Origin of the sequence: Nodularia sp. LEGE 04288 (genome assembly GCF_963896525.1) — a bacterium.
Classification (GTDB): Bacteria; Cyanobacteriota; Cyanobacteriia; order Cyanobacteriales; family Nostocaceae; genus Nodularia.
The window spans coordinates 21,930-39,225 of sequence record NZ_CAWQOY010000149.1; the positions used below are offsets into that span (position 1 = coordinate 21,930).

Annotated in this window: 11 protein-coding genes; 3 read left to right on the forward strand and 8 right to left on the reverse strand. The window is 46.5% G+C overall.

Annotated features, from left to right (window positions below):
• Positions 1–1,245, forward strand: coding sequence for an RNA-guided endonuclease InsQ/TnpB family protein (locus AACX33_RS21315; RefSeq protein ID WP_193997340.1), 1,245 nt, complete (start codon positions 1–3; stop codon positions 1,243–1,245).
• 133 nt (positions 1,246–1,378) lie between these two features.
• On the opposite strand, the gene AACX33_RS21320 is transcribed toward AACX33_RS21315, so the two are convergent.
• From AACX33_RS21320 to rpsT, 7 genes are all read right to left on the reverse strand, one after another.
• Positions 1,379–1,924 (reverse strand): GIY-YIG nuclease family protein, encoded by a 546-nt coding sequence (locus tag AACX33_RS21320; RefSeq protein WP_193997339.1) that lies wholly within the window; start codon positions 1,922–1,924, stop codon positions 1,379–1,381.
• 47 nt (positions 1,925–1,971) lie between these two features.
• Positions 1,972–2,295 carry a hypothetical protein gene (locus tag AACX33_RS21325; RefSeq protein WP_193997338.1) on the reverse strand — a complete coding sequence of 108 codons (324 nt, stop codon included), beginning with the start codon at positions 2,293–2,295 and terminating at the stop codon, positions 1,972–1,974.
• A gap of 372 nt (positions 2,296–2,667) precedes the next feature.
• On the reverse strand, positions 2,668–6,774 hold the full coding sequence (locus tag AACX33_RS21330) for a DNA-directed RNA polymerase subunit beta'' (RefSeq protein WP_193997337.1): 4,107 nt from the start codon (positions 6,772–6,774) through the stop codon (positions 2,668–2,670).
• Between the two features lie 98 nt (positions 6,775–6,872).
• Positions 6,873–8,750, reverse strand: coding sequence for a DNA-directed RNA polymerase subunit gamma (locus AACX33_RS21335; RefSeq protein WP_193997336.1), 1,878 nt, complete (start codon positions 8,748–8,750; stop codon positions 6,873–6,875).
• Between the two features lie 162 nt (positions 8,751–8,912).
• On the reverse strand, positions 8,913–12,215 hold the full coding sequence (gene rpoB / locus AACX33_RS21340; protein WP_193997335.1) for a DNA-directed RNA polymerase subunit beta: 3,303 nt from the start codon (positions 12,213–12,215) through the stop codon (positions 8,913–8,915).
• A gap of 758 nt (positions 12,216–12,973) precedes the next feature.
• Positions 12,974–13,759 carry a TatD family hydrolase gene (locus AACX33_RS21345; RefSeq protein ID WP_193997334.1) on the reverse strand — a complete coding sequence of 262 codons (786 nt, stop codon included), beginning with the start codon at positions 13,757–13,759 and terminating at the stop codon, positions 12,974–12,976.
• A gap of 129 nt (positions 13,760–13,888) precedes the next feature.
• Positions 13,889–14,188, reverse strand: coding sequence for a 30S ribosomal protein S20 (gene rpsT, locus AACX33_RS21350; RefSeq protein WP_193997333.1), 300 nt, complete (start codon positions 14,186–14,188; stop codon positions 13,889–13,891).
• A 720-nt stretch (positions 14,189–14,908) separates the two neighbouring features.
• Between rpsT and hisD the strand changes: the two genes are divergently transcribed.
• Together hisD and AACX33_RS21360 are read left to right on the forward strand one after the other, a co-directional pair.
• Positions 14,909–16,210, forward strand: coding sequence for a histidinol dehydrogenase (gene hisD, locus AACX33_RS21355; protein ID WP_193997332.1), 1,302 nt, complete (start codon positions 14,909–14,911; stop codon positions 16,208–16,210).
• A 185-nt stretch (positions 16,211–16,395) separates the two neighbouring features.
• A complete protein-coding gene (locus AACX33_RS21360) occupies positions 16,396–16,821 on the forward strand; it encodes a universal stress protein (RefSeq protein ID WP_193997331.1) in 426 nt (141 codons plus the stop codon).
• Positions 16,822–16,863: 42 nt separating this feature from the next.
• On the opposite strand, the gene AACX33_RS21365 is transcribed toward AACX33_RS21360, so the two are convergent.
• Positions 16,864–17,247 carry a hypothetical protein gene (locus tag AACX33_RS21365; RefSeq protein WP_193997330.1) on the reverse strand — a complete coding sequence of 128 codons (384 nt, stop codon included), beginning with the start codon at positions 17,245–17,247 and terminating at the stop codon, positions 16,864–16,866.
• Between the last annotated feature and the right edge of the window lie 49 nt (positions 17,248–17,296).

Consider the following 17,296-nt stretch of genomic DNA (forward strand, 5'->3'; position numbering starts at 1 on the left):
ATGGAACAAGCTTTTCGCTATCGGTTTTACCCAAGTCCTGAACAAGAAATCTTGTTGCGGAAAACTATGGGATGTGCGCGGTTGGTTTACAACCGCGCGCTAGCAGCGAGAACGGAAGCTTGGTACGAGAGACTTGAACGAATTGACTACTTGAAAACAAGTTCGTTGTTAACTCAATGGAAACAACTTGAGGAGTTGAAATTTCTAAATGAAGTTAGCAGTGTTCCGTTGCAACAGGGATTACGGCATTTACAAAAAGCATTTGCTAATTTTTGGGCAGGTCGAGCTAAATATCCCAACTTTAAAAAGAAGCATCATGGTGGCTCTGCTGAGTTTACCAAGGCGGCTTTTCGGTGGAAGGATGGACAAGTTTGGCTTGCTAAGTGCGTTGAAGCCTTGCCTATTCGCTGGAGTAGAAAATTGCCTGATGGGTGCGAACCATCTACCATAACTGTCAAACTAGACGCAAGTGGACGGTGGCACGTTTGTTTGTTGGTTGACAATCAAACAATAAAACCACTTTCTAAAGTTGATAAATCTATCGGCTTGGATGTCGGCATAACTTCGTTGATAGCTACTAGCGATGGGGACAAAATTGCTAACCCAAAACATTTTAAACGATTACGCAAAAAGTTAAGACAAGTTCAAAAATCTCTCTCTCGCAAACAGAAAGGCTCTAAGAATAGATGTGTTGCCAGAGGCAAGGTGGCGAAAGTCCATGCTCAAATAGCTGATAGCCGCAAGGATTTTTTACATAAGCTCACAACTCAACTGGTGCGTGAAAACCAAACCATCGTCGTTGAGGATTTAGCTGTCAAGAATATGGTGAAACTTCCTTTACTTGCTCAAAGCATTAGCGACGCTAGCTGGGGAGAATTAATTAGGCAACTTAGTTACAAGTGCCAGTGGTATGGTCGAGAATTAGTGAAAATTGACCGATGGTTTCCCAGCTCTAAAAGGTGTGGAAACTGTGGGCATATTGTTGATAAATTACCATTAAGTGTCCGAGAGTGGGATTGCCCTAAATGTGGCGCACACCACGACCGGGACATCAATGCAAGTAAGAATATTTTGGCTGCGGGACTCGCAGTTTCAGTCTGTGGAGCGAACATAAGACCCGATAACCATACGGCTAAAAGGCAGTTGCGAAAATCCAGTCATGGTGAGTCCGGTGAGGTCTTGGGGTCTCCCCAAGTGGAGCAACCGGCGAACCCGAAGGGAAAGAAACAGAAACCTAAGTCGTGAGTCTTAGGAATCCCCGACCGTTTACGGCGGGGAGGATGTCAAATATCTTACAATTTTTTCTTGCTCTCCTCAGCGTACCTCTGTGCTAAACTCCGCGCCCAACAGCATATGCGTTTAAACTCCCCTCATCAATTCACTTCAAATCCAACAACCCCTCCTCCTTGAGCTTAGGACTAAAGCGAAATTGTTCTTGCAAGCCCCGTTCTTTCAAGACAACTAAAATTTCGGCTTCTACTCGCCGAGCCACATTTTTAATTATTTTTATTTGTGCCAATTCATCATTAGCTGGATGGTGATATTTTTCCTGTTCTTCATCTGTCATTAATGGTTTCACATTTATCGGCTGTGTCCAGGTTTCCTTGTTATCTGAATTTCCTAAAGGAACACTACCATTTTCGGCAATCCAAGCATTTTCAATATTTTCTAAAACTGTGCGGCTAGGGCGGGCAATAGTTTGAACTTTCACCCAATAACATTCTTGAGGCTGACGGATTAAATGCTGCTTCAGACTCAGGTAAACATCACGGGAATATCCTACAAATTGCAGCACTTTGGCTCGGTCGAAGATGGCATATACACCTATTTTGCCCTGATAAGTTTGAGGTAATTGGCCATGATCGTCAATGTAAGGAGAATACTCCAAGTTTGCTAAAGAAGGAATATTTATTTCAGTAGTCATATATAAAACCTAAAACTTGCTATGGTTCCTTGAAAATTGAGAAACAATCAACCAATTTTTTGATAAATTGCACAAAGGCGACTAGGTTGAAAAATCTTGGCGGTGAACATAAAATTGGGAGGTACATTAATGATCACATACTCGTCAGACTCATGATATTTTTCCAATTCGGCTGGCATTCCTTTGGGTGTAGATAAGCTATAAGGAACTGGCTGAAAAAGTAGTTTTGTGAATTCCACTTTTACACATTTTGACTGTTGACAAATTTGTTGGATGAAGGATTCAGTTTGCAACAAATTGAACAGACTTTCTTCTGCTTGTGGTTCTAGAGTGAAACTGCTATCAAAATTTTGGATAATTTTAAAAGGCATTGTGTGTATAGGTAATTTATTGATGAATGACTGAATGAAGATAGAACACAGATATTTTACAAGGGAAGCATCGCACTTTTTTAGTGAGCTTTATAAAACCTCACCCCACCCCTTACTAAGGAGAGGGAGCAGAAATCTGAGCTATAGATCAGCCTATGGGATTTTGGGACTTCTGTCAGCTATGGAAGGAATTGCATGAGATTAAAAATCGTGTTCGCGTAGTGTCTCGCAGAGAAATCTGCCAGATTTATGACTACACCACTCTATCGCTCACTAAACAAGCTAAAAGTAAAAAGGCAAAAGAATCACTTCTTTTGCCTTTAATCTATGAAGTTTTAGCTTTTAGCTTTAATCTATGGCTACGCCACGCTACTAGCTATCGTAATCATCCTCATCCTCATCTACTTCCTCGTAATCATCCTCATCCTCATCTTCTTCAACGAGATCGCTCACTTCATCAGCAATCAACTCATCATCCTCATCCAAAATGGGTCTTTCCGTGCGGCGTTTGTGAGCATCGAGCGAAGCCGAAGCGCCAAATCCAGTTTCCGCCAGTCCAGGAGAATCCAAGTTGTAGGTACGCGCCGTGCGGTCATCCAGCACCATATCCAATGGATCATCAACTTCATCCAATACGGCATTGCTTTCCAGCGCCGCGTATTCATCGATCGCACCCGGTTCTTCATAGGTATTGTACCCAGTACCAGCCGGAATCAATCGCCCGATAATCACGTTTTCCTTCAACCCCCGCAGCCAGTCAGATTTACCTTCAATCGCTGCTTCGGTGAGTACCCGTGTCGTCTCTTGGAACGATGCCGCCGAAATGAAGCTGTCAGTGTTCAACGACGCTTTGGTAATCCCCAACAGCACAGGGGTGTATTGCGCCCTCGCCCCGCCAGTAATGGCCATCGCCTCATTCACCTGCTCCACTTGGCGCAGTTCCACCAACTCCCCAGGCAACATGGTAGTGTCTCCACCATCATCAATCCGGACTTTATTGGTCATCTGCCGCACAATCACCTCAATGTGCTTGTCAGAAATCTCAATTCCCTGGGACTGATACACCATCTGCACTTCATTCACCAAGAATGTCTGCACCTTTTGCAAAGCATGGCTGGCACAAGCATAAACCCCATCCTCAGACCCCAGGCTAAAGAATACCTCCAAAATTTCATGGGGATTCGAGGGTCCATCGCTCAAGGGTTCCCCGGCGGAAATCATCGAGCCATCTGGCATCATCAAATTCTGCCCAGGTCCGAGAGGATAATCAGTCACCACACCATTGGGTTCAATCACCTTAGCAGCGATCGCTTCATCACCACCATCAGCATAAACCACCTTCAGCTCACCAGAGCGCTTGGCTAAAATACAAGCTTCCTTGGGTTTACGCGCCTCCAGCAACTCCTCAATCCGGGGCAAACCTTGGATAATGTCTCCGGTTTTCGCCCGTTCAAACACCAACAACACCAAATTGTCGCCCCGTTGTACCAAATCCCCATCTTCAATCTGTAAGACAGCCCCAGGACTGACTCGGTAGGGACGACCAACGCGGATATGAATGGTATATTGTTGAGCGGAGAGTGGGGAGTCGGGAGTAGGGAGTGGGGAGTGGGGAGCCGTAGCAGTATTATTAATGACTTCTAATACTTGCCCAGAATCCTCAGCGAAGACTCCCGGAGCAATTTCTGCCCCTTCCACCAACAAATCACCCTTCTTCACCTGGGGTTGAGCGCTAGTAGTCATGGTCATTTTGTCGCTATCGCGCAACACCAAACAACGACGCACCGCTTCCGTCCCTGTTCGCACACCCCGGACGATCCCCCCTTCCTTACCCAAAATTTGGGTACTAGCAACCACAGCCCCAGGGGCGATGCTGTCTCCATCCTCCACTTGCAAAGTTGTCTGGGTACTGCCTTGGGTGGCATCGGCGGTAATATCTCGGCGAATTACCAATGATTCCAAAATCACCAGTTGCAAGCGTTGAACTTCGGCATTTTCCGTATCTTCTACCAATTCAATATCTGCTGCTAGAGGAGAAGCCGTATGGTCTTGTTCGCCATCTTGCTCAATTTCCAATACTAGCTGAGTCCGCAGCAGTTCCACACCTTCCACAGACTTCACCCGTTCCGAATCCTTGTAAGGCAGACGCTGTACTGCCCGCAATTGAATTGAACGTCCAGTTTGTTGACTGATAGATGTAGTTGATGGCACATCTGGGTTATTGGGTACAGCAAATTCCACCACAGGACGGCTCAACAATGCCGGGCCTTCGGGAGATTCAATATATTGGATGTAGCGTAACTCTGTGACCACAGTTCCCAGGAACTCTTCACCAGGTTGGACAAAGGTGTTATCCCGTCCCATCACTGCCTCTGGATCATCCACCATCAGCAGTTCCCCAGGCTTGACCACCACTTCCCGGAGGATGTCATTTTTCTGGGTAACTTCAATCACACCACTGTTTTGACAGAAGATATCCTTGACAACTTCGGTGCCGGCTTCCACAAACTGCCCGTCTTCCACCAACAACAAAGAGATATCCTTATTCACTTCGTGGGTTTCTTCGGGAATCCACAGCAAAGTCCCACCCTGGACTACTTCATAACCCAGCTTGGCTTTGCCCTTCTTCTGGACTTCCACGCCGCCGAATTTCAGGAATCCCCCAGTATTGGTGCGGTAGCGCTCGTCAATCAACTCAGCCACCACTTGACCATTCTGCACCTTCGTCCCTGGAGTCGCCCGGAGGTTAAACACTTGGTTATTACCAGTGGTGATTAAATAGTGGTTGCGACCTTGGGAACTTTCCACAGTCACCGTGGCTTGGTCTAAGACCACAGAAGCCGTGATAATTTCAATTTCTCTGGTACTCTTACCTGCGATCGCTTCTGGTAACCGCACCACACCACCATGCACCGTGGTTAACTTGGTTTCTGCCAACACGCCATTTTCGGCAACTTGGTCGCCATTTTTGACAATCAATTCCGCCCCAGGAGGCAAGTTATAAACTTCCCCAGATAGCACCCAAATCAAACCACCCCGTGCGGCTGTGGTTGTAGTATTCCCCTGACGGTCGGTTTTTTGTTCCGGCACAACATCGGCAAACTGCACTTCTCCCGCCAAGTTAGAAGCCACATCCTTGACAGCTTTTTCTGTATTCGTCCGAGTTGTCCGCCCACCCAGAGCCACTTCTGCCAGCAACTGACCGATTTTCACCTGCTGTCCTTCATGGACATATAGAGTAGAACCTTGAGTCACATGAATTTCTTGATGCTCCTTCTCCCCAGAACCGTCTTTTTTCGGTTCCAAATTGATGATGCCATTAGCTTCCACATAGAGCGCATCTTCCCCGTGGCGGGTGCGATAGGTTCTGGTGCGTAATTTCCGGGGGAGACGGATTGTACCTTCGGTCTTGGAACGGACTTGCTGCGCCACTTCCCCAGTAAACACACCCCCTGTGTGGAATGTCCGCATGGTCAACTGTGTACCCGGTTCACCGATACTTTGAGCCGCAATAATCCCCACAGCTTCGCCCAAATCCACCATTTTGGCATGGGCTAAACTCCAGCCGTAGCAGTGTTGACACACCGAACGCGCCGCTTCACAAGTCAGAGGCGATCGCGTCACCACTTGAGTCACACCGCAGCGCTGAATTTCGATCGCCAAGTCATCAGAAATTGGCGTATTCCGGGCGGCAATCACTTCCTTAGTAGTGGGATGGACTACATCCTCAGCCACGACCCTTCCTAGCAAACGTTGCGCCAGGGGAATCAAGATTTTGCCCCCTTCGGTCATCGCCCGCACCGGAATCCCTCTGGTAGTGCCGCAGTCAAATTCCCGAATAATTACATCCTGGGATACGTCCACCAGCCGCCGGGTGAGATAACCAGAGTCAGCAGTCCGTAGAGCCGTATCTACCAATCCTTTGCGCGCACCGTAAGACGAAATAATATATTCCGTCACAGTCAGACCTTCGCGGAAATTGGTTTTAATCGGTAAGTCAATAATTTCCCCTTGGGGGTCAGCCATTAGCCCCCGCATCCCCACCAACTGCCGCACTTGGGAGATATTACCCCGCGCCCCAGAGAACGCCATCATATACACCGAGTTCAGGGGGTCAGTCTTCTTAAAGTGAACCACCACCTCATCCTTCAGGGCTTCACTCGTACCGTTCCAAGTATCAATTACCTTTTGGAAACGTTCCACCTCAGTGATTTCACCACGTTGGTAACGAGTTTCCGTGGCGAGAATTTCTTCCTCTGCTGCTTCTAAGAGCGATCGCTTCGTCGGCGGAATCATCAAGTCATCGACACTGATCGAAACCCCAGCTTTGGTAGCATAGCGAAATCCCAGTTCCTTCAACTTATCCGCCATCACCGCCGTGCGCGCCGTCCCATAATGGGTAAACGCCCAGGAAATTAACTTTCTCAGTTGACCCTTGTCAACCACGCGATTGCGAAAAACTGCGTTTTCCTTAGTCATTAATGATTAATCCTTAATAATTCGTAATTCGTAATTCGTAATTCGTAATTCGTAATTCGTAATTCTTTAACTACGAACTACGAATTAGAAATTACGAATTAAACTACTAGTGCTTCTTGAATGGCTTTGTTGTAAATAACGCGACCAGGCGTAGTATGGACATACTGAGAAATTAAATTTCCTTGGGCATCTTCTCGGATGCGGCGGGTTTTATATAGCAAAGTCCGAGTCCCATCACTGTTTTCTGTGACTGACAGCGGCTCCTTATCTGGTTGGTCTGATTCAACTTCACCGTCAAACCGCACGTAGATGTAAGCGTGTAAATCCACTTGGTCTTGCTGGAAAGCCATAATTACGTCATCCAGAGAAGCATAGTATTTACCTACACCCTTGGTAGCACCAGGATTTTCTGCTGTTAAGTAATATGCTCCCAATACCATGTCTTGGCTGGGTGTAATAATCGGTCTACCTGTAGCTGGTGACAAAATATTGTTAGAAGCCAGCATCAACAATCGCGCTTCCGCCTGACTCTCCAGAGACAGCGGTACGTGTACTGCCATTTGGTCACCGTCGAAGTCAGCGTTAAAAGCTGGACATACCAACGGGTGTAATTGAATCGCTCGTCCTTCCACCAAAACAGGTTCAAAAGCCTGAATACCCAAGCGGTGCAGAGTTGGCGCACGGTTCAGCATCACAGGGTGTCCTTCAATCACCTCTTCCAGCACATCCCAGACGCTGGGGTCATTGCGAGAAATCAACTTTTTGGCAGCTTTGATGTTATTCACCATGCCGCTGCGAATCAAGCGATTAATCACAAAGGGCTGAAATAACTCAATGGCCATTTCTCTGGGCAAACCGCACTGGTGAATTTTCAGTTTCGGTCCCACCACAATTACCGAACGTCCAGAGTAGTCCACCCGTTTACCCAACAAGTTTTGGCGGAAACGTCCTTGTTTCCCCTCAATAATGTCAGACAAAGATTTCAGCGGGCGGTTATTTGCCCCCACAACCGTGCGTCCCCGACGACCATTGTCAATCAAAGCATCCACTGCTTCTTGCAGCATCCGCTTTTCGTTCCGCACAATAATTTCTGGTGCTAAAATCTCTTGCAGACGCGCCAAACGATTATTCCGGTTAATTACCCGGCGATACAAATCATTCAAATCACTGGTGGCAAACCGTCCACCATCCAGCTGTACCATTGGGCGCAGGTCGGGGGGAATGACTGGAATCACAGCCATCACCATCCACTCTGGTTTGGAACCGGTGGCGATGAAGTTGTCAATTACCCGGAGCCGTTTAATTAATTTGGCTCGCTTCTGTCCCTTGGCGTTGCCAATTTCCTCTCTGAGGCTTTCGGCTTCTTCCTCTAAATTAATATCAGCCAGCAAACGCAGTAACGCTTCTGCGCCAATGCCTACTTCTACTCCCTGCAACAGAGAATCTTCACTATATATTTGGTCTTCAATTTCCAACCATTGGTCTTCACTGAGTAGCTGTTTATAACTTAGTGTTTCCGCATTACCGGGACTCAGGACAACATAAGAGTTGAAATAGACTATCTGCTCTACATCCCGCAGGGGCATATCCAGCAGAATGGAAATGTAGCTCGGAATACCTTTGAGATACCAAACGTGGGCGACTGGGGCGGCGAGTTTAATGTATCCCATGCGGTGACGACGCACGCGGGACTCGGTGACTTCTACACCACAGCGCTCGCAGACAATGCCACGGTGACGGACTCTCTTATACTTACCACAATGGCATTCCCAATCCTTAGCTGGGCCAAAGATGCGCTCGCAAAATAAGCCGTCCATCTCTGGTTTCAGGGTGCGGTAATTAATTGTCTCCGGCTTGGTGACTTCACCAACTAGTTGACCATTAGGTAATGTGCGCTCACCCCACTGCCTGATGCGTTCCGGTGATGCCAAGCCGATTTTAACGTAGTCAAACTGATTAGTTTGGGCTGGTCTCATAATTAATACGTAATTCTTAATTCGTAATATTTCCTGCGGAAATGCTGCGCGAACGTAATTAACAATAGGGATTGGGAACTGGGAATCAGGTAGAAAGATTGTGCTAAAAACGCAAAGTCTTCCCCCCTGCTCCCTGCTCCCTGCTCCCCTGCTTCTTCTTCCCTACTCTTCCTCTTCTAGGGATTCGCGGGAGAGAGATTCGTAGGTTGGTCGAGGAGGTGTACGTCGGGCTGATTGATCTGCCATTAAATCGACTTCCACATCTAAGGAACTACCATCGGTTTGGGTTTCTACCTTGTGTACGGCAATGTCTAATCCTAATGATTGCAGTTCTCGCATTAGCACCTTAAAGGACTCTGGTGTTCCTGGCCGAGGAATTGACTTGCCTTTAACGATCGCATTTAACGCTTCATTCCGTCCTTGCATATCGTCTGATTTGACTGTCAGCAATTCTTGCAAGGTGTAAGCTGCACCAAAGGCTTCCAAAGCCCACACTTCCATTTCCCCAAAGCGCTGACCACCTTGTTGTGCTTTACCACCCAAGGGTTGCTGAGTTACCAGCGAGTATGGCCCTGTGGAACGAGCGTGGATCTTGTCGTCCACCAAATGCACCAGCTTGAGAATATAAGCTACGCCTACGGTTATCGGTCGGTCAAAGGGTTCGCCTGTACGACCATCAAACACCATGATTTTGCCAGGGTTATCTGGGTTGTATACCCAGTCTTTACCTGTTTCGTCCCGTGCTTCTTGCAATTTGCCATGTACGATACTGCGGGATGTCTCTTCCCCATACATTTCGTCAAAGGGAGTAATTTTAAACCGGACTCCCAAAGTATGAGCAGCCCAACCCAACATACACTCAAATACCTGTCCGACGTTCATCCGACTAGGTACACCCAAGGGGTTTAGCACGATGTCCACTGTGGAACCATCTGCTAAATAAGGCATATCTTCTACTGGTAATATCCGAGAAATAATCCCTTTATTACCGTGGCGACCTGCCATTTTGTCGCCCACTTGGATTTTGCGCTTCTGAGCGACATACACCCGGACGACCATATTGGCTCCCGGTGGTAATTCATCGCCTTGTTCACGGGTAAATAAACGCACGTCAACGACGCGTCCTTTTTCACCGTTGGGAACTCGCAGAGAGTTATCCCGCACATCCCGCGCTTTTTCACCAAAGATGGCGCGCAAGAGTTTTTCTTCTGGTGGTTGGTCAGATTCACCTTTAGGTGTGACTTTTCCTACCAGAATATCTCCAGCTTCTACCCAAGCACCGATGCGGATGATTCCCTGTTCATCTAACTGACGCAGAGCATCTTCCCCGACGTTGGGAATTTCTCTGGTGATTTCTTCTGGGCCGAGTTTGGTTTGTCTGGCTTCAATTTCATATTTTTCAATGTGAATTGAGGTGTAGACATCATCCTGTACCAATCTTTCGGAAATCAAAATTGCGTCTTCGTAGTTATACCCTTCCCAAGGCATATAGGCGAGGACAATATTTTGACCCAAGGCTAATTCACCACCTTCGGTAGCTGAACCATCAGCCAACACTTGACCAGCAACTACGCGCTCACCAATCCGAACCAGGGGTTTTTGATTTAAACAAGTATCTTGGTTGGATCTCTGGTATTTAGAAAGCCGATACCTAATTTCTGAGTTACCGCCTTTGGGACGGACACGAATTTCTGTGGCATCCACATAGGTGACATCGCCATCGGTACGGGAGACAACCACCATTCCGGAGTCTCTCGCGCCTTGGGCTTCTAAACCAGTACCGACCAAGGGACGCTCCGGCTTCAGCAGGGGTACTGCTTGCCGTTGCATATTGGAACCCATCAGCGCTCGGTTAGCGTCGTCATGTTCCAAAAAGGGAATCATGCTGGTCGCTACAGACACGATTTGGACTGGGGATACTGCTACGTAGTCTACTTGTTCTGGAGTTGTGGTTGCCCAGTCTTGGCGATAACGGACTGGTACTTGTGGCCCTTTAATGTAGCCATTTTCATCTACGGGAATGTCACCGGTGGCAGTCCGCAAATCGTCTTCTTCGTCGGCTGTCATGTAGACAGGGGGTAAGTCAAACCGCACTCGACCATTTTCTACTGGTCTAAAGGGGGTTTCTAGAAATCCGTAGAGGTTGACTCGCGCATGGGTGGCTAAGGAACCAATCAATCCGGCGTTGGGGCCTTCTGGGGTCTCAATGGGGCAAATTCTACCGTAGTGAGAGGGGTGAATATCTCGCACGGCAAATCCGGCACGTTCACGAGTTAAACCACCAGGGCCAAGGGCGCTGAGACGGCGTTTGTGGGTCAGTTCTGCTAAGGGATTGGTTTGATCCATGAACTGACTTAATTGGCTAGAACCAAAGAATTCTTTGATTGCTGCTACCAATGGTTTGGGGTTAACTAAGGAGGCTGGAGTTAAAACTTCGGCATCTGATACGGTCATTCGTTCGCGAATGATCCGTTCTAGACGGTTTAAGCCGACTCGCACTTGGTTTTGTAGGAGTTCGCCGACGCTTCTCACCCGACGATTACCTAAGTGGTCAATATCGTCGATATTACCGATGTCGTATTCCAGGTTAATCAGGTAATCTACTGCTGCCAATATGTCCCCAGCTGTTAGCACGCGCATGGTGTCGGGAACAGACAGCCGTAATTTTTTGTTGAGTTTATAACGACCAACGCGACCGAGGTCATAACGTTTGGGGTCGAAGAAGCGGGAGTCTAATAGCTGTTGTCCACCTAAGACTGTGGGTGGTTCACCGGGACGTAATTTCCGGTACAACTCCATCAGGGCTTCTTCTTCAGAAAACTGCCCTTCTTTTTCGATGGTTTTTTGGAAATATTCTGGGTGGCGCAGGGCATCAAAGATTTCGTTATCTGATAAGCCGAGGGCTTTTAATAGTACCTGCGCTGATAGTTTACGGGTTTTGTCGATGCGTACCCACACCAAATCGTTACGGTCTGTTTCAAATTTCAGCCAAGCCCCCCGGTTAGGGATTAAGCTAGCTGAATAAGTCCGCCGTCCGTTTTTGTCGATTTCTGATTTGTAGTAAACTCCAGGCGATCGCACTATCTGGTTGACAATTACCCGCTCGGCTCCGTTAATAATAAACGTGCCTCGGTCTGTCATTAAAGGCAGATCCCCAATAAATACTTCTTGTTCTTTGATATCCCCTGTTTCTTTGTTCAACAGGCGGGTAGGAACATACATTTGTACAGCATAGGTACTATCTCGCCGTTTAGATTCCTCTACGCTGTATTTTGGCTCTTTGAGTTTGTAGTTATGTCCTAAAAAGTGCAGTTCTAATTTGCCTGTATAGTCTGTAATTGGACTAAAGGAGTTGAGTTCTTCTATCAGCCCTTCTTCTAAAAACCAGCGAAAACTGGAACGCTGGATTTCAATCAAGTCGGGCAACAAAAAGGCGGATTCCATATTATATGTATCTGTAGTCATGCCTTTACCTTCGTCAAAGGAGTTAAACTTTTTTTTGAGGACACTGCAAAAATCTCTTTTTTTTTGGCTTGTTCCCTGAGCCAGTGCCTTGTGTCCATAACTATTTGGGAACTTCTGTTGATGCCATCTGCTATTTCTAGATGTAGGCAAACGCCGCTATTGAACCTGGAAAGAGAGATTTTGGCAAGGGGGTAATCGCCCTTGTTTTCTCTCAAGGTGCGCTAAAATCGAGATAATAAGTCGATTTTTCCACAGTAGTTGCCTGAAATATTGATGAATTTGTGGTGCTTTCGTCACTTCACCTCCATGAGCTTCATGAATTTGCCTAGACACTTCTAGACTTTATGTGTCATTAATGCACCGTCTATACTTACGGTAGTCTCCTCAGACACAGTGAAAGAGCCGCGTATTTTGTCGGCTCTGATTTGTAACTTTGAACTTGATTTTGGTGGGTTTTGCTCACAAGGTAATTTACGTTTAACAATTTTCTATAGGTTAAGTACAGCACAGGTGCTTTTTTGCCAAAGTCTCGGTGACTGTCGAATCCTGACACCAGTCATAAATTCAGAACATCCGCTTGTAGAGATGAGGTGGATGATCAAGTTGATAATAGTGCAAAATCAAGCTTAAAAGTTTTCAATTCCTTCCTTTTTTATTATGGCGTATTCAAATTGTTTTGGAGGGATTAATCTTAGCATAATTTTGTCCTCCTGGAGTTTAATTTTTTCAGCACTACCTGCGACATAGATGAGCAGAGTTTATAGTGCTAATCCAAATAACTCACAAGCATTCTGGGTGGTTTGAGCGGCGATCGCCTCTAATGTCTCTCCACGTAAATGAGCTACCTGTTCGGCTACATAACGAACATAGGCTGGCTCATTGCGTTTTTCACCCCGTTTGGGTACTGGAGACAGAAAAGGGCAGTCTGTTTCCACTAAAAGGCGATCGCATCTCACCATTGCGGCTGAGGCTTGGATAGCTTTAGCGTTTTTGAATGTAACTGTGCCGCTAAAACTAATGTAGAAACCTAAGTCCAGAAACCATTGGGTTTCTTCTGGTGTTCCACCCCAACAATGCATGACACCTCTAGGGGTTTGTCCGGTGTTCTCCTGCCATTTTTGCAGTATTTCCCTAACTTGGGGGGCTGCATCACGACAATGGATAATCACTGGTAAATTGAGTTCACAGGCGATCGCTAGTTGAGCTTCAAAGACCATGCGTTGATCTGCATAGTTATCTGCTTTGTAAAGATCCATACCCATTTCCCCAATCGCTACCACTTTCGCTTCGGAACTAGCCAAAGATTTGATTTCGGCGGCTGTTTCGCTGTGCCATTTCTCAATATCCAAAGGATGTAAACCAACGGCAAAGCTGAGTTCTGGAAACTGGTGCGCTAGAGCTTGAATACTAGAAAATTCTGAAGGTTCGACGCAGGAGTGTACGAGGCGTACTACACCGGCTTCTTGCCATCGCGATCGCACTGCTGCTAAATCCGGCTGAAATGTATCAAAGTTAATATGGACGTGAGTGTCAATCAGCTGCATTGTAGTTATCGGTCATGAATCAGTTGCTAGCACTGAGCGAAGCCGAAGTGAGCGGAGCCGAAGTCTCATGATTTCGTGAGCAGTAATCAGTCATATACATATATATTTCCTGATTACTGAACCATTGAACTACTGAGCAGATGCTGGAGCCAGTGGCTTGAGTTTGCGAGCCAACCTCGATTTTTTCCGAGCGCCATTATTTGGGTGGAGAACACCCCGTTTTACAGCTTTGTCAATTTTGCTGACAGCTTCAGACAGCCGCACCTGTACTTCTTTTTCTAATTCTGAGTTAGGATTAGCTGCATAGACATCTACTGCACTAAAGTATTTTTTCATCAGCGTTCTTACTGCTGACTTGTAAGCTTTGTTACGCAAACGATTGCGTTCTCCGATTTGGGCGCGTTTGAGAGCTGATTTTGTATTCGCCACAGTCAATTCCAAAAATACTATTAATATGTACACACACTACCAGACTTACTAATATAGCATTCATACTGCCAATGTCAGAATTTATCAAAAAAGTTTCTTTTTGGGGAGAGGGGGAAGATAAGAGGCAGGGGTGCAGGGTGCAGGGTGCAGGGGGGAAGATAAGAGGCAGGGGTGCAGGGTGCAGGGTGCAGGGGGGAAGATAGTTATTTCCCAATGACCAATGACTAATGACTAATGACCAATGACTAATGACTAATTAAAGTATCCTTGACAACTTTGCTGTTTGTGTGTAATCGATTGAGAAAATGCGTTAAAATAAGATACTTCGATGAAATGTTAGTTACTAAACTAGAAAAATAAGTAAAAAATATACTCAGACCCTATTCCATCTCCTTGTTCCAGGCAACTGGATGTGCAAATATGTCACCAGGAACCTCATAGGGAGTGCAGGCTAGGTTGTAAGGGTAGTGGGTATTGGCACACCTTCTCCCTGCCGGATACCGAAGAGCTGACCGCTAGGGTGAGCCAACTAGGTAAATCGGACTGAGCAATGATAGTCGCCTTCTCAAGCAAACCATGTGCTGGCCGCCTTGGGAGTATCAAAAAATTCCAGGTTAAGCTAAAGAGGAGAATTGGAATTAGCTCGACAAATTCATTGGTCAAGAGTTAAGACTGATTCTCTGGCGGGAATATTCTAAATTTTGGCATTCTCCTTACTCCATGCTGCGAATCATTACTCAGCAGGCAGACGTTGTATCAGAACTACAACGTATCTGCAATCGTACTCACGATGAACACGTGCTTCACAAAGAAGCAACTGTGCGCGAAGTATTGCAAGCAGTCAAGCGCCAAGGCGACAAAGCTGTTTTGCATTATACAGCTGAATTCGATAACCAAACTCTCAAATCAGAGGAGTTGCGTGTTACCGGCTCGGAAATGGATGCAGCCTACCAACAGGTGTCGCCGGAACTACTCCAGGCGATTCAGTTGGCTGGGCGACAAATTGAAGCATTTCATCGACAGCGTGTGCCGAAAAGTTGGGTACATTTTGGCGATGATGATGTGGTGGTGGGTAAACGCTATACTCCTGTAGACCGTGCAGGGTTATATGTGCCTGGTGGTCGTGCTACCTATCCCAGTACTGTACTCATGAATGCTATTCCGGCTAAGGTGGCTGGTGTGCCTCGTGTGGTGATGGTAACACCTCCTGGTGCTAGAAAAGCGATTAACCCAGCGGTTTTGGTAGCTGCACAAGAAGCCGGGATACAAGAAATTTATCGTGTTGGGGGGGCGCAAGCGATCGCAGCTTTGGCCTACGGTACAGAAACGATTCCCCAAGTAAACGTGATTACTGGCCCTGGTAATATTTATGTGACTTTAGCCAAAAAACTGGTTTACGGTACTGTGGGCATTGATTCCTTGGCAGGTCCGAGTGAAGTATTAATTATTGCCGATGAAACAGCGAATCCGGTGAATGTGGCGGCGGACTTGTTGGCGCAAGCTGAACATGATCCAATGGCGGCGGCGATTTTGCTGACTACGGATACTGCTTTAGCCAAAAACGTGCAAGTAGCTGTGGAAAGACAGTTAGTGGATCATCCCCGACGGATAGACACAGAGAAAGCGATCGCTCATTATGGCTTAATTGTGGTTGTGGAGTCTTTGTCCGCAGCGGCAGAATTTTCCAATGAATTTGCCCCCGAACATTTAGAGTTAGAAGTTAAAGATCCTTGGGCATTACTTCCCCAAATTCGTCACGCCGGCGCTATATTCATGGGCTATTCTACACCAGAAGCTGTAGGTGACTATTTGGCAGGGCCTAACCACACCTTGCCGACTTCCGGTGCGGCTCGTTATGCTTCACCTTTAGGAGTGGAAACCTTTCTCAAACATTCCAGTATTATTCAATATTCCCAAACTGCACTGCAAAAGGTGGCTGGAGCAATTGACGCGCTAGCAACAGCCGAGGGCTTACCGTCTCATAAAGATTCTGTCAGACGCAGAATTCAGCAGGAAGAGTGATTTGGAATGTTGATTTTTTGCCTAAACTATGGGTCAAAACTACTCAGTAGCTGCGAATTACAAAATGGGACGGCAGTATCCTCAATCAAGCAGCCACTGATTTAGATGCTGTCACCAAGGCTGTCACTGCCAACAACTTGTATCAAGTAAGATATTAAAGGGGTCTACCTTTTAGGAGATGAGCGGTGCTAAAAAATGTTTTGGTAGCTCTTGACGGATCGGAAATTGCAGAACGAGTCATACAAACTTTAAATGATTTGGTGTTCGCCAGTGATGCCAAAGTGATTCTCTGTCATGTGTTTCCCACGCCAGAGTCAGAGATGCAACTACCCGCAGATCGCCCTCATCCAGAATCTCCAAAGTTTTCTGATTTCCATATAGAAAAACAACTGTTAAATTATAAAGAAAACTTATCATTTAACAGTGAATTAGAATTTGTCACTGGCGATCCTGCGGTCGAAATTATTCGTCTGGCTAATATTTACAAAGCTGATCTAATTATCATTGGCAGTCGTGGATTAATTGGCATGAATCGAATTGTCTTGGGTTCTGTGAGTACTCAAGTAGTGGAAGAGGCTAATTGTTCGGTGTTGGTGGTAAAACCCACTTAATTAGTGCTGTTAGCCCGTTTTGAGTGATGAATCGCGTCTCTACTATTGAGGATTCGCCAAAAAATGACGCAAACTCAACAAGTTTAGAGTTTGTCCTAAATTTAGGGGTAGAATTGAAACTCCTTCCAAGCGGGACTGCACCCAACCTTCTCCCCAGTACCATTCATGAAAGCCATCAATCCCTCCACTCAGTAGCAACCGGAGACAATTGGGTTGTGCCACTTCTACTTGATGATGAATTGAAATTGGCCCAGTCCGGGTTGTAAACTGAAGTCCAGTGTGCAGTTCGTCTGGCATTCCTGGGGCGAAACTTTGCCCTACAAGCCATTTGGCTAGATTTTCCGGGTTTTGCAAACTGTTCCGAATGGTCGTTGCGGAGGCGGCGATTTCTATCCGTAGTTGACTTTGTTGAAAATTACCCAGCATTTTTTAATAATTGTTTAAAGGTCTGGTCTAACTTTTGGTGCGTTGTAGT